At 36.1% G+C, this 14,435-nt stretch carries 14 protein-coding genes; 5 read left to right on the forward strand and 9 right to left on the reverse strand.

The features are described 5' to 3' along the window. Window positions 1-5: 5 nt before the first annotated feature. The 4 genes from QME58_09225 to aroF are packed head-to-tail and all read right to left on the reverse strand — an operon-like array spanning window position 6 to window position 5,428. Window positions 6-1,985 carry an ABC transporter substrate-binding protein gene (locus QME58_09225; GenBank protein MDI6804011.1) on the reverse strand — a complete coding sequence of 660 codons (1,980 nt, stop codon included), beginning with the start codon at window positions 1,983-1,985 and terminating at the stop codon, window positions 6-8. A gap of 7 nt (window positions 1,986-1,992) precedes the next feature. Then, entirely contained in the window at window positions 1,993-3,678 is a 1,686-nt protein-coding gene (locus tag QME58_09230; GenBank protein ID MDI6804012.1) for a hypothetical protein, read from the reverse strand. Between the two features lie 2 nt (window positions 3,679-3,680). After that, complete coding sequence (locus QME58_09235; protein ID MDI6804013.1) at window positions 3,681-4,400, reverse strand: ABC transporter ATP-binding protein; 720 nt, start codon at window positions 4,398-4,400, stop codon at window positions 3,681-3,683. Window positions 4,401-4,411: 11 nt separating this feature from the next. Beyond that, window positions 4,412-5,428 carry a 3-deoxy-7-phosphoheptulonate synthase gene (aroF, locus tag QME58_09240; GenBank protein ID MDI6804014.1) on the reverse strand — a complete coding sequence of 339 codons (1,017 nt, stop codon included), beginning with the start codon at window positions 5,426-5,428 and terminating at the stop codon, window positions 4,412-4,414. 107 nt (window positions 5,429-5,535) lie between these two features. Between aroF and ubiE the strand changes: the two genes are divergently transcribed. The 4 genes from ubiE (at window position 5,536) to QME58_09260 (ending at window position 9,653) form a co-directional block, all read left to right on the forward strand. Then, complete coding sequence (ubiE, locus tag QME58_09245) at window positions 5,536-6,255, forward strand: bifunctional demethylmenaquinone methyltransferase/2-methoxy-6-polyprenyl-1,4-benzoquinol methylase UbiE (protein MDI6804015.1); 720 nt, start codon at window positions 5,536-5,538, stop codon at window positions 6,253-6,255. Window positions 6,256-6,341: 86 nt separating this feature from the next. Then, a complete protein-coding gene (locus QME58_09250) occupies window positions 6,342-7,178 on the forward strand; it encodes an ABC transporter substrate-binding protein (GenBank protein MDI6804016.1) in 837 nt (278 codons plus the stop codon). A 16-nt stretch (window positions 7,179-7,194) separates the two neighbouring features. Next, the gene (locus QME58_09255; protein ID MDI6804017.1) at window positions 7,195-8,232 is read left to right on the forward strand and encodes a hypothetical protein; all 1,038 of its coding nucleotides are present in this window, start codon (window positions 7,195-7,197) and stop codon (window positions 8,230-8,232) included. Window positions 8,233-8,258: 26 nt separating this feature from the next. Beyond that, entirely contained in the window at window positions 8,259-9,653 is a 1,395-nt protein-coding gene (locus tag QME58_09260; protein MDI6804018.1) for an MBL fold metallo-hydrolase, read from the forward strand. Between the two features lie 78 nt (window positions 9,654-9,731). Here QME58_09260 and QME58_09265 read toward each other — a convergent pair whose 3' ends face one another. The 4 genes from QME58_09265 to pabB all read right to left on the reverse strand — a co-directional run bounded on the left by QME58_09265 (window position 9,732) and on the right by pabB (window position 13,085). Continuing rightward, on the reverse strand, window positions 9,732-10,235 hold the full coding sequence (locus QME58_09265; GenBank protein MDI6804019.1) for a rubrerythrin family protein: 504 nt from the start codon (window positions 10,233-10,235) through the stop codon (window positions 9,732-9,734). A 44-nt stretch (window positions 10,236-10,279) separates the two neighbouring features. Then, the gene (locus QME58_09270; GenBank protein MDI6804020.1) at window positions 10,280-10,819 is read right to left on the reverse strand and encodes a DUF2148 domain-containing protein; all 540 of its coding nucleotides are present in this window, start codon (window positions 10,817-10,819) and stop codon (window positions 10,280-10,282) included. Window positions 10,820-10,920: 101 nt separating this feature from the next. Continuing rightward, window positions 10,921-11,724, reverse strand: a complete 804-nt coding sequence (locus QME58_09275; protein MDI6804021.1) for an aminotransferase class IV — start codon at window positions 11,722-11,724, stop codon at window positions 10,921-10,923. Further along, window positions 11,721-13,085 (reverse strand): aminodeoxychorismate synthase component I, encoded by a 1,365-nt coding sequence (gene pabB, locus QME58_09280; protein MDI6804022.1) that lies wholly within the window; start codon window positions 13,083-13,085, stop codon window positions 11,721-11,723. The genes QME58_09275 and pabB overlap by 4 nt, the downstream gene beginning before the upstream one ends. A gap of 141 nt (window positions 13,086-13,226) precedes the next feature. Between pabB and QME58_09285 the strand changes: the two genes are divergently transcribed. After that, window positions 13,227-13,475, forward strand: coding sequence for an MBL fold metallo-hydrolase RNA specificity domain-containing protein (locus QME58_09285; protein MDI6804023.1), 249 nt, complete (start codon window positions 13,227-13,229; stop codon window positions 13,473-13,475). 410 nt (window positions 13,476-13,885) lie between these two features. Here the strand turns inward: QME58_09285 and QME58_09290 are convergent, their stop codons facing one another. Beyond that, the gene (locus tag QME58_09290; GenBank protein MDI6804024.1) at window positions 13,886-14,191 is read right to left on the reverse strand and encodes a hypothetical protein; all 306 of its coding nucleotides are present in this window, start codon (window positions 14,189-14,191) and stop codon (window positions 13,886-13,888) included. Window positions 14,192-14,435 lie beyond the last annotated feature (244 nt).

Raw genomic sequence — 14,435 nt, forward strand, 5'->3', positions numbered from 1 at the left:
TCCGATTATTTGTCAGAACAATTTATTTCTCCAATCTTTGTAATTTTCCCACCTATATATTTCAGAATATGGAATTCCTGATTCACTCTGTTTCTACTTAAATCAATCTTCGAATGCAATCCATTGAATTTATAAACATCGGCTAACATTTTTTTTAATTCTTCACGATTGAATCCGCGGCGGGCAATCTGATCGATTAACAGCAACATTGTATCATACCCGAAATACGAATTACGCGATGGCTCTTTTTTAAACAGCTTTTTGTAACGAGTTACAAAACTGATAATTTGTTCATCGTTGTCGTTTATAAAAAACTCGGATATAAAAATAGAGTTATTAGTATATCTTGCATGTTCGTCGAGTTCATTTTTATCAAACCATTCGCTTGTTCCTAAAATTTGTGTACTAATGTTGTAGAAATTCAACTGCGATGTTAGCATACCTATCTCATCTGCAGATGTGATAGGAAATAAAATACCGTGAATAGAATTTACGCTCTGATTCAAACTGTCGGGCTGCACGTTTGGATAAACGAGATGTAATCCTAATGAATCGGCAACCCGCTTGCCATTTTTTCCGAATAGTACATTGACCGGAATACTGCCGCCAGCTTCGATGAGCGAATCGAGCAAACGATGTTTTACCCCAGCAGCAAGAATACGCATCCGGTTATTTGCATTTGCTTTTGCAGAAAACGGAACTACCGGTTCAACAGCAGATGTGCAACCCAGCTTGCGTAAGTGCATAAACTGTTCTTTCAAATCTAAACTTCCTTTGTCGTACCATTCAACTGATACGACATTACCACCGACTCTTTCTGTTTCGGCAATAAATTTCTCAACGATGGTGCGAACGGTTGGTTCATTCGGGGCAACGACTGCCAAATTTATCAGCTTTAAATTTTTAACTGCAAAATTAGAGATCGCTTTGCCACGGCTTTCGAAATCAGAATTCGGTTGAAAAACATATTTGCCAATGGCAGCTATTCCGTTACCTGTCGCTGTTGGGGTAATTATTGGTACTTTATTCTTTTGTGCAACGGACGCTACAGCTTGAGCAATGTTACTGAAGACAGGACCAATAATTGCAAGAATTTCTTTCTGTTTTACCAAGTCTTCAGTTTCAATTGTCGATTTTGTAACGTTGCGTTCCGTATCTCTGATGTCAAGCACTATTTTGAACTCATCTTCAGCTTGCTTATTGAATTCTTCGGCAGCTAAAATAATTCCATTTAAAACATCTTCCCCAATCTCGCGAAACGGCGAAAGTGGATGATTTTTCATAAGCGGAACCAACACACCTATCTTAATCGTGAACCCGTCATATATTTTGTTTCGAATTGATTGAGCAATGTTTTTGAGTTTTGTAGATTTCACTTCAGCATAAACCGATTCAATTAATAATTTAGCTCTCTTCACATCGCCAGCAACAAATAATTTATTTGCACGAAAAAGATTTAAGATATTTCGCTTGTTTTTTGAGTTAGATTTTTCTATCAGGTTGTCGACTTCTTTCACATCAAGCTTATTGGTCGTTATCCAAATTAGTTTTGAATACGACCGGTTTTGAATTTTAGTATCATTCGTCGTAACGATTGCATCACAAAAAGATTCGACTGCCGATTGATATTTTTCCTGCTGAATGAAAGATATTCCTAATGTGTAGTAAGAATTGTCGAGGTAATTACTTTCAGGGTATTTTAGAAGCAATTCCCGTAAAACATTCTGTGCTTTTTGCACCTCGTCGAGTTTCAAATAGTTCTTCGCCAACATTAAGTAAGCAGCAGTCGTCCGTTGATGAAAAGGAAGTTTCACCAAATTTTGAAAAGTAGAAACTGATACTAAGAAATTTTTATTTCCAAAATCTTTTACAGCAGCATCGAATTTATTTTCAGCTTCTTGATTGAATTTATATACCTGCTGCCCGCTGATGGTTATTGCAAAAACCAAAATTATATAAAATATTTTGATTGCTCGTTTAGTCATAATTCGTTTATTTGAAATCACGGTTTAAAGATTTAAGTCCGACGATGTAACAGATGACCGAAATTAAAAGTGAGATACCTCCAAATCCAAGACTTGTATATATGATTTTTGCGTGAGGGAAAATTTTATTAGCATGTGAATATTCGAAATATCTTAATACTATTGAAGAAATTATTATCGCTGTGAACACCAAGAAAACCAAGCTCATTAAAAAGATTAGAGAAGCTCCCTGCGTAGAAGCAATCCTTATTGGATTTTTTTCATTGAAAGATGCAAAAAAACTTCCCCCCGATATATTAATTATCACTAAAGCGGCAGCAACAAATATCATCGTGTAGGTTGAAAAGTAGAGAAGAGATTGTTCTTTGCGAAACGACCAATTGGAAAATATTGAGAGCATTATGCCCACCAAGATTATCGGTATAAACACAAAAATTATTTTAGTATTAAAGAACTTTTGTATAGATAACGGAGAGCTTTTAATTTTCCAAAAACTCGAAGCCTCGATACTTATCAATGGATAAACAAACCTGATAGCCATAGAAGCAATTAAAAAAGCCGTAAATAAATAAATAACTACATAAGTTACGCTTTGCAGAAAAGGTTGTTCATAATTGTATTCGAAACGACTCACACTTACACCAAATACTAACATCAAAAGAACTAAAACAGCGAGATGCAGCCATTGGCTTGGATCTCGAAAAAATTGCAAGAATTCCTTTTTGAGTAATGCATCAGTTTGACATTGAAGAATTGTATTTTTTTGGAAAATAACTTTCCTATTTTGAATTTGTTTTTTGGAGAAAAATCGGAACTCCAACGATACCAACCAGCTCTTCCTATAATACATTCGCCCGACAACAAACATAATCAAAAATAAAAAAAGTGCTGCAGTAATTAGCATCAAGCCATAAAAAGATGCCCCGATATAATTTCCTTTGACTGTCCAATATAAAAATTCCGACACCCAATGGTTAGGCAAGTATTTTAAAAAAACCGGCATAAATATTTCGAAGTACTGGTCAGTGTGTGGGTAGTACTTCATTATTTCATTAACTAATTTATATGGGTTTACAAACTTGAAATAAAAAAATATCGACCCCACATAACCTGTAACCAATCCGGCAATAACTGGAGCTGGACCGATATGACTTGCAATTTTTATTAACAAAAAAAGGAGTAAGACTGCTAAAATCGCTGATATTAGCATAAACGGTATGAAAATAAAAATCAGAACAACAAAATAAAAACCTAAAGGCATCGAAAAATAACTTCCGTAACCGGCTATCACTGCCAAGCCGATTAAGAATAATGTTGTTGAACTGTAAAAGAAATTATCGAGGAACTTCAACATAAAAATATTAACGAACGACACCGGCTTGGTGAACAAATAAAGAATTTCTTTCGATTTATATAACGTGGAGTACGATACAATCACGTTACCCAAATTCACGGTTACAAAAAATACAAAGAGCAACATCGAAAGGAACCGATGCAGCAAGAACATTCCGACTTTTGCATCTTTAAGAAGATATTCAATGATATTATAAGTTAAAACATAAGCTCCGACTGCAAAAGCCCCATAGAGCAGAACAGAACCTAAATTTTTGATAATCCCCTGCAGACTCAAATCGATTGTTAACTTTAAATTCGATTTAAGTTTATACCATAAAATATGAATAAACTCACTCATAGTCAGTTTGTCAAATCAAGAAATAAGTTTTCTAATTTTCCGTCGTATTTATTTTTTGAATCTAGTAATTCTTCGATAGTTAAATCTGAAATTATCTTACCCTCTTTAATAATCGCAATCCTATCGCACAATTCTTCTGCCACATGCAAAATATGGGTTGACATAAATATCGCTACTCCCGTTTTGCATTTTTCTTTTAAAACATTTTTCACTATACTTGCGCTTCTTGGGTCTAAACCTACCATAGGTTCGTCGATGATTATTACTTTGGGGTTGTGCAACATCGAAGATGCAATGATCAAACGCTGCGACATACCTTGCGAGTAATTCTCCGATCGTTTATCAATCCAGCTACCCAGCTCAAACAATTTGATAGTGTCTTCTACTTTAATCTCTAATTCATCCTTGGGAATTTTAAATAATCCTCCGGAAAAAAAAAGATATTCCCTGCCTGTCAGTTTATCGTATAAAAAAGGGTGGTCGGGTATATAGCCGATTTTTTTTTTCGCTTCGATGGGATCTGTTTTTATGCTTGAACCGTTCAGAAATATTTCACCGGAAGTAGGCTCATACAATCCTGTCATCATTTTTATTGTTGTAGTTTTACCAGCACCGTTGGGACCCAGAAAACCGAAAAATTGTCCGAAGGGTATTTCCAAATTAATGTTATTGACTGCTGTAAACGAACCAAATTTTTTAGTCAAGTTTTTGAGTTTAATCATAGAGAATAATCTTAAAGCAAAGTTCTTCCAATTGCATTAGCTATTAAATCAGCTTCCTTCATCAGTTGGAATAATTTTTCGGGCTTGAGTGATTGTTCGCCATCTGAAGTCGCCTCCTCAGGTTTTGGATGCATCTCAACTATCAAACCATCGGCACCAGCGGCTAATGCTGCCCGGCTCATTGGAATTATAAAATCGTGTCTTCCCGTCCCATGACTCGGATCAACAATAATAGGAAGATGAGATAATTGTTTAATTGCAGGAACGATGTTCAAGTCGAGTGTGTTGCGTGTGTATTCAACAAATGTCCTGATTCCTCTTTCACACAAAATTACCTGGTCATTCCCATTGGAAAGAATATATTCAGCACTCAATAAAAATTCGGCAAGTGTAGCCGAATAGTTTCTTTTTAATAAAACAGGTTTTTTTATTTTTCCCAAATTCTGTAACAATTTTGTGTTCTGCATATTGCGGGTACCCACTTGTAAAATATCGGCATACTCTGCCACGAGTTCAATTTCAGTTGTATCCATAACTTCGGTAATAATTTTCAATCCGGTAAATTTTTTCGCTTTCTCTAAAATTTTCAAACCCTCCTTACCCATACCTTGGAAGGAATATGGACTTGTTCGTGGTTTAAAAGCACCTCCCCGTAATATTTTTATTCCCGCTTTCTTTACTATTTCAGCAGACTCAAGCATTTGATCTTCACTCTCGACAGAACAGGGTCCTGCCATTATCACAATTTCACTCCCGCCGACAAGAACACCATCAACCGAAATCACTGAATCAGTTGGCTGAAATTCGCGGCTTGCTAATTTGTATGGTTTTAAAATCGGAATAATGTTTTCTACGTTCGGCAGTAAACTGATTTGGTCTTTGTTTAAAAAACGTTCATCACCGATTATCCCGATAACCGTTCGCTCTACGCCTTTCGATACGTTAGCTTTAAAACCTAATTTTTCTATTCGTTCCACTACACGTTGAACATCTTGTTCAACCGCTTCATGCTTCATCAGTACTATCATATAAAAATAAATTCTCTTCTATTATTTCTTGATAAGTATAAGAATAGAATAAGATAAAAACAAATTCCAATAATTGTAATTCTTTTTAAGTTTATTTATATTCTTCTATGCTTTTACATAAAGGAAAGGCAAAATATAAATCGGAGCAAGTTGCAAATTTATTCGATTCAATCGCTCATAGTTATGATTTTTTAAATCATTTCTTGAGCGGGGGAATTGATTTTTATTGGCGATGGCGTGCCTTGCGTTTGCTCAGAAATCCGAAACCAAAATGTTTGTTGGATGTTGCTTGCGGAACAGCCGATTTTTCGATTGCAGCTGCAAAGTATGGCGTAGAAACAATTTACGGCATCGATATAGCTGCAAATATGCTTTCTATCGGTAAATCAAAGGTTGAAAACAAAGGTTTTTCACAAAGGATAAAATTGGAAATCGGAAATGCTGAAGCAATTCGATTTGATTCTGAATATTTTGATGCTGCGATTGTGGCATTCGGTGTTCGAAATTTTGAAAATCTTGAAAAAGGTTTAAGGGAAATGCTGCGAGTTCTGAAACCTAACGGATCTATTTTGGTATTAGAATTTTCAAAACCAAGCTTTTTTCCTTTCAAACAAATTTATTTCTTCTACTTCAAATTTGTATTACCGATGATTGGGAAATTAATTTCAAAACACGCTGAAGCTTACAACTATCTTCCCAACACGGTTATGAATTTTCCGGAGGGCGAATGGTTTTTAGATATCCTGAGGAAGATTGGATTTAATAATACGCGACAACATCGAATGACTTTCGGAATTGTAACCGCCTACATTGGAGTAAAACCTTGATACTACTTAATACATACTACCTACTTTTTACTTTCAATTAAATAATGAATATCGAAGAAAGAATTTTGTATAACGAAGGAACAGAAATGACAAAACGAATAATCAAAGTGGGACACAGTCCCGACCCCGACGATGCGTTTATGTTTTACGGACTTGCATCGGGTAAAGTAAAATTAGAAGGAATTACAATCGAGCATTCGCTTGAAGACATACAAACTCTGAACGAGCGTGCTATGCGCGGCGAGCTTGAAGTTACCGCAATTTCGGCTCACGCATATCCGTATGTTGCCGACAAATACTGGATAATGCGCACCGGTGCAAGTATGGGCGAGGGTTACGGACCTGTAATCATCTCAAAAAAATTTAAAACACTTGATGAGCTGAAAGGTAAACGTGTTGCAACTCCGGGCCCGCTTACGACTGCAACTCTTCTTTTTAAACTTTTTACTGAAGGGATTGAAAATGTAGATATACCTTTCGACCAAATTATGGATAAGGTGACAAGTGGTGAGTTTGACGGCGGGCTAATTATTCATGAAGGACAGATTACATATCAAGAGGAGGGTTTTAACAAGATTTTAGATTTCGGAGAATTTTGGGATAATTTTTCGGATGGTTTACCCCTTCCACTCGGACTCGATGTAGTCAGAAAAGATTTAGGAGGCGAGCTTGCTACCCGACTCTCAAAAGGATTAAAAGATAGCATTCACTACGGATATACACATCAAGATGAGGCGATCCCCTACGCACTTGAGTATGGACGCGGGTTGAATTACCAACTCGGAGAAAAATTCGTGAAGATGTACGTGAGTGAGCTAACGATTGATATGGGTGAAAATGGGAAAGCTGCATTAGAAAAATTATACAACTTTGCCAGCAACAGAGGATTAATTCCATCAGTGGCTAAATTCGAGATTATATAAATATTCTATAACAAAGATGAATAAGACTTGGACTGAAGAGGAAAATAACTTTCTAAAAGAGCAATATCCGTTACAAGGTGTACGAATCGTTGCAGAGAAATTGAATCGCTCAGAGGGTGCCGTTAAAACTCAAGCATCTCATCTTGGAGTTAAGGTTAGCTACGAAAAAAGGCATATATGGTCGAACGAAGAAATTATTTTTTTAAATAAGTATTATCCAATAAGAGGGGCTAAATATGTGGCTGAGCATCTTAAACGGACACACGCCGCAGTTATATTATTCGCTCGAAAACATAAAGTAAAAGTGGTAGAAGAAAAAAGAAAGAGATGGTCGGTCGAAGAAACCAAGTTCCTAATTGAGAACTATACAAAAAAAGGTTCGAGATATATTGCCAACACTTTAAAAATAAAACCACAAACTGTTCGGTCTAAAGTTAAATTCTTAGGTCTCACGCGTGAGCAAAAACTGGAACACGTTCCTTGGAAGAAAGATGAAATAGAATTTTTAAAGTGCAATTACCCTGAGTACGGACCAAATTATGTTGCAAAGTATTTACAAAGAAACAAAAATTCAATTATTTCCTATGCCAACTCTCACGGGATTAAATTTTCTTATTCACTAATACGAGGATGGAAGGAAAAAGACCTCAATTATGTTAAAGCTAATTATCGTGATAAAGGTGTTAGGTATATCGCCAATCACTTAGACAAATCAGAAAAGACTATTCAAAGGTGTGCCGAGCTGCTTGGTATTAAAACTTTAAAGCGACGCAATTGGCAAAAAAATGAAATAAAATTCGTTGAAAAATATTATCAAAAAAAGGGGCTTCTATACATTTCTAAAAAACTTAATCGCTCTGTTAACTCTGCAAAAACCCTAGTTTACAAATTAAAAATAAAGTCTAAAAGGACATGGAAAGAATGGGAAAAACATTATGTTATGCGTCATCATAAAAGTAAAACCGCCCGTTCGATTGCGCGAACATTAGGGAGAACTAAAAATGCTGTTAATCATTATGTCCAAAAAATAAAACGTTTAGAAAACAAAATATAACACACTAAATCATCTGGGTATTTCAATTGTCATTTAGGGATAGAATTCAATTCACAGTAATAGGCGGAGGACAAGAAATCGGCGCCAACTGTTTTTACCTGAACATGGATGGGACAGGAATAATTTTAGATTCCGGGCTACATCCCGAAAAAAATGGGAGCGAAGCACTTCCAAAATTTGAACTCCTCGAAAATCTCACCGCCGATTTCGTACTAATCTCTCACTCACACACAGATCATATTGGAGCTCTTCCTTATTTGATACAAAAAAATCCACACCTAAAAATTTATACAACACCGCAAACTCGTGATCTCGCCGAGGTTATGCTACACAACAGCTTGGCACTTACACAAAAAGAAATAGTGGATAGCGACCCACTTCCAAAATACACTCACGAACAAGTTGACTTGCTCACTGAATCGTTTAACATTTTAAAATATAATGAATCGCTCCCGATTCAAGGTTACAGGCATTTCAGCAATCAGGATATACAAGTTACTTTTTTAGATGCGGGGCATATACTCGGTGCAGCAGGAATACTAATTCAGACAAATGATATTAGGGTATTCTACACGGGCGATACTAATGTGAGCAAACAATCAATTCTTGCCAGCGCAGATTATCCTGACGAACCTATAGATGTTCTGATTTTAGAATGCACTTCAGGCGCTACCGGTTCTTTGGCAAAGCGGAGTGAAGAAGCAAAACGTTTGGCAAAATCGGTAAACAAAATTATTGATAAAGGCGGTTCGATTTTAATTCCGATATTTGCACTCGGAAAATTTCAGGAAACAATTACTCTGCTCCACACAATGATGAGAAAAGGCAGCATACCCCACATCGACATATACACGAGTGGGATGGCTCGTGAAATTTCCGATGTCTATGATTTACACAGATTCAACACAAAGAGGATAAATAATGTTTTCAAGATAAATGAAATACCACAGTTACCAATTATACAAGACGAGTTTCTGACGGGAAAGTATTTTAAAACTCCGAGTATAGTTTTAGCTTCAAGCGGAATGATGTTTGAGGGAACTACATCTTTTGCACTTGCACAACGGTGGTTAAAGGAGAAAAACTTCGGAATTTTCTTCGTAGGATATGTAGCCCCTGATTCTCCCGGATATACAGTGCTAAATTCAAAATTAGGTGATATCATTAAACTCACCGAAATATCCGAAGTAATTAAAGTCGCTTGTGATGTTGATTATTTCCGGCTTACCTCCCACTCGAACCGAGATGACTTGATCTCTGTTGTAAAAAAACTTAAACCGAAAATTGTTATACTGGTTCACGGCGAAAAAAAAGGAATTGACTGGATGGAAAAAGAGTTGTTAAACCATTTTCCATCCATCAATATCATAAAACCAAAAATTGGTGAGAATTATCCGATCAAGATAATAGAACACGGATAAACGCGGAATAGAGTGTTAAACACAGATTTATTATTCGTATCAATCCGTCGCCTCAGTGTGAATCCGTGGTCTATTTAATTAGAACTTCTCATATTTTTCTTTAGCAACTCCACACACCGGACATTTATCAGGTGCATCTCCGATAACAGTATGACCGCATACAGGACAAACATATACATCGGCTTCAGAAATATCTTTACCCTGTAAAACAAGCTCCTTCGCTTTCAAGTACATTTCTTCGTGAATTTTTTCTGCTTCCAACGCATAATGAAACGATTTTATTGCTCCTTTTTCGTCTTGCAATTTAGCAACAGCATCGAATACAGGATACATTTCGGAAACTTCAAAATTCTCGCCGCCTGCAGCATCCGTCAAATTTGCAGCCGTGTTGTTAATTTTTTCCAACAACCGTAAATGATTAGTAGCGTGAACTTTTTCGGCGTAAGCTATCGCCCGAAACAATTTTGCAATTTGCGGAAATCCTTCTCTCTCTGCTTTTTCAGAATAGATAAGATATTTCATATGTGCTTGACTTTCGCCGGCAAATGCCGCCTCAAGATTTGATTTAGTTGTGTGTTTCATATTTCTCTCCTTTTAATTTTATGTTTGTTATTTAAAATCTATTCTCACTTCCTATCAAAAAACGGATTCTTCGGACTTACGCTTAATGGAATTCCGAATACAATCTTCACATCATCGCCTAACAATCTAATATCTACGACAGCTTTTCCCACCGAATACATAACTCGATTGTCGATTCTATGATTTGCGGCAACACTCACAGCCGACCCGATTGCAATTCCTAAATCATTCGTGTTGAATATGCAGGGAACATCTGGCTGCTTATTTTTTTCGTTACAGTTTGGGAAACCGCACAAGTCGCAAGGTTGAACGTTGATACTTTTAATTCGTGTACCAATTAATAATAAATAATCGGCGTTTAGAATATTGTTAGCATCTCTCAAGAAAAACGAAGACGATTCTTGCCGGCTTGCAATATTTTTCATCGCTTCAGAGATTTTTTCGATTTCCTTTTTATCGGCAATTGCGATTACTAAATTGTCGATGCCCCTAGCTTTAGGTGCGGTTCTTGCTGTCGCAGCCATTTGCTTTGCGACATTGTAGATAGTTTCTGTTCTAATATTTTCTTCGATAATTAATGACATAGTTACTCCGATTTATTTTGACTTGAAATTAATAAAGTAAAATGAGAATTACAACCCAAAGAATGCACAACTTACACAAATAACAGTCCGCATATATCAGTCTAATCCGTGTGAATCCGTGTTCTATATTCATTTAATATAGTTTCTGTAATTGAAAAATATTTGTAAATAATTTCGTTTACTCTCTTCACCATAATGACTTCTGCCAACGAATTCGTTAAAAATACCTCATCGCATCTATCAAATTCTGAAACATCTAAAGTCTTCTCTTCGATACTAATATTTAGTTCCTTACAAATCTCAAAAATAATTTTCCGAGTTATTCCCGGTAATACTCCACAATGAAGCGATGGAGTGAAGACAACTCCATCTCTAACAAAAAAAACATTCGTGCGTGTTCCTTCGAGTATATGGTTTTCATTATCTATAAAGATTGCTTCATCGTATCCTCGCGATTTTGCTTCACGATATACTTGATTGTTATAAAAATAGTTAGTCGTTTTGTGCATCAGCAATTGAACACCGTGTGGAAGTTTTTCTCCCGAGATCATAACAGATGCATATTCAGGGAAAGTGGGCTGATATTCAGTTGCCTCAATCAAAACTATTTGTTCATCGGTATTAATGTGTTTGCTTACCGTAATTCGTAAACGTGCGGAACTCAATTTATTAATTTTTAATAACTCTGAAATTGCATCCGTAATTTGATTATCATTTATTATCTTAAAACCAAACAATGGAAGTGAATTGTTCATCCTTTGTAAGTGGTCAGAAAGTCGGAAAGGAACACCGTTGTAACTTCGAAGAGTTTCAAAAATCCCTTCGCCATACAAAAAAGCCGAGTTAAACGGAGATATTTTTTCAGATTCTTTTTCTAAAAATTTACCGTTTAGGTAAACCTTCATTTTACCTCCACGCCAAGTGCTTTAAACATCGCCGCACCTTTATGCAAAGTTTCCTGATATTCTTTCTCGGGGTCGCTGTCGGCTACTATTCCACCTCCAACTCCAACGGTAACTTTACCCTTTTCCCAAGTCATAGTACGAATAGCAATATTAAATTTTGCAGATTCATTAAAACCTATATATCCGATCGCACCTGTGTAAATCCCTCGTCTGTTTTTCTCAAGTTCATCGATAATCTGCATCGCCCGGATTTTTGGTGCCCCTGTTATCGAACCGCCGGGAAATGCCGACACAATTAAATCGAAAACATCACAATCATTACGCAACTCTCCGCAAATATTTGCAACAAGATGATGCACACTTGCATAAGTTTCAACCATCTTCAAATCAGAAACATTAACACTTCCGGGTTTGCAAACTCTGTTTAAATCGTTCCTTTCCAAATCTACAATCATCAAAAGCTCGGCATTGTCTTTCGGACTGTTGAACAACTCTCGTTTTAATTTTTCATCTTCTTCGGGAGTTTTTCCACGCCGAATAGTCCCTTTAATCGGTCGAGTTTCAACATTTTTTCTTTGAACATCAATAAATAATTCAGGTGAGGAACTCAGCACCCAATCATTTTCACCGACACACATCAGAGCCGAAAACGGGGCGGGATTCAATTCCCGCAATCGCTCATATACAGCCAACGGAGGAAGGTTTATCTCTCCCGAAAATTGCTGTGAAAAATTTACCTGATAGATGTCGCCTGCGGCAATATATTCTTTTACTCTTTTCACCGCAGAGAGATAATCATTGTGTGATATATTCGAATGTATATTATTTTTCTTGATAGGAATTTCAACAAACGGTTGAGAATAATTTTCAAATTTATTTTTTATTGAGACTAAAATATTTTCTGCTGCTTTTTTTATATCCCCAACGCCCGAAATTCTCCATTCTTTTTTATAATGATCGTAATTTAATCCCCACTCGTAAACGCCAAAAAAAAAATCAGGTAGTAATGTTGAATGGGGTTTTGTCAGTCTCACATTCTCGAATGAACATCCGAAATCATAACTAAAGTATCCTACGAGCCCACCTGAAAAATCTTCAACATCTTCATTAATTTTGTATTGATTCAAAATAGATTTTAAATATTCAAGTGGCTCTTCTGTAATTTTATTTCTGCCCCCCCCCTTATAATTGAACAATTCTCCATTTTCAAAACTGATTATAGCAATCGGATCTGTAACGATGATTGACTTTCTGCTCAAGTCAGGATGCTGCATAGTGCTTTCCAAGAGAATCGTTCCGCTTTTGTGATGCAGTTTCTTAAACAATTCGAAGGGAGTAATATTTATTTCGAATAATTCCATTTATATCGATTTTAATATAGGAAAGGTTAAAAACATTTACAATCTGCGATATATTTTAACAGCATTTCTGATATTTTCTTCGACGGTTATGTTGACCCTACAACTCCAGAAAATAAAGTACTGAACGCAAAAGCGGACGATGTGATTAAACTTAGCGATACGACTGAAGAAATAAAAGTTGCCTGCGAGGTCCAGTCGTTCAGATTAAGTTCCCACTCAAACCGCGAAGAATTAATTGATGTTGTAAAGCGATTAAAACCGAAAACGGTAATATTAGTCCACGGTGAAAAAGATGGATACGATTGGATGGGAAAAGAAATACTGACTCGATTCCCTAAGATGCGTGTTATTTTACCGGAGGTTGGAAAAGAATACAACATTGGAAGGTGACTTTTTAAAATTACTTACCACGAAATGCACTTTTAATCACAGTAAAATTTATAGGATATAACTCGTCCGGCACAACGTAAGCGTCCACTATTTCATCTAATCTCTTTTACGATAAATTGCATTTTAATGTTTTTAAATAATGTTTTCTCTTTATTGGTTTCAAAGTCTACTAACTTTACATAAAAAGAATATTTATCATTCGAGTAGGTAACTGTTGCCCCAATTCCCGATGTTGGGAAAAAAATATATTCACTTTCAATTACAAAACTAACTGAGCAAAAATCGCATAACCAAGTTTCACCATGGAATAAAATCCCTGTACCATCACCATACGGAAATTGTTTAATATTCTCTTGTGGGGTTAGAGTAAAGGTTGTATCAAGTACTATAATAGAATTAAGTAAAGAAAATTACCGAAGCTCTGATTCATATTTTGCTTGCTCGACCATGTAACGCTCATAACCAAGCGAAGCGATTACAATTGAATCTTCTGATTTATACTGTTCAACTTCTTTTAACTTGAAGCGCTGATCAATACTCGTTTCTTCGATCGGTTTATCATAATAAAAAGCCACTGTCTCGCCACCATCTTTATCCCAGATTGTTTCAGTCCCCGGCGGGATCTTTGATATAGCTTTCATACTTACTAAATCAATTTCTACTAATCCATTTCCCACACCGGTCATACCTTCGTAATTGCCTATTGTTTGAATCATAATTTTACTGTCAGTTAATTTTATTTCTCTTGCGGAATTGTTCACAAGAGCAGGATGCCTGAGAACTCCTACTTTGCCATTTTTAATATTATAAAATCCAATCCCTCCATAACCCTCATATCCCTCGCCCTCATAGAACGAAAAACCTACCCAAATTTTGTCATGAAAATATGTTACACAACTTATTTCATAAGGGCGGTTCCAAAAATTGACTTATTGAATACTTTTTTTTGTATATTTAAGA

The sequence above is a fragment of the Bacteroidota bacterium genome (genome assembly GCA_030017895.1).
Lineage (GTDB): Bacteria > Bacteroidota > Ignavibacteria > UBA10030 > BY39 > JASEGV01.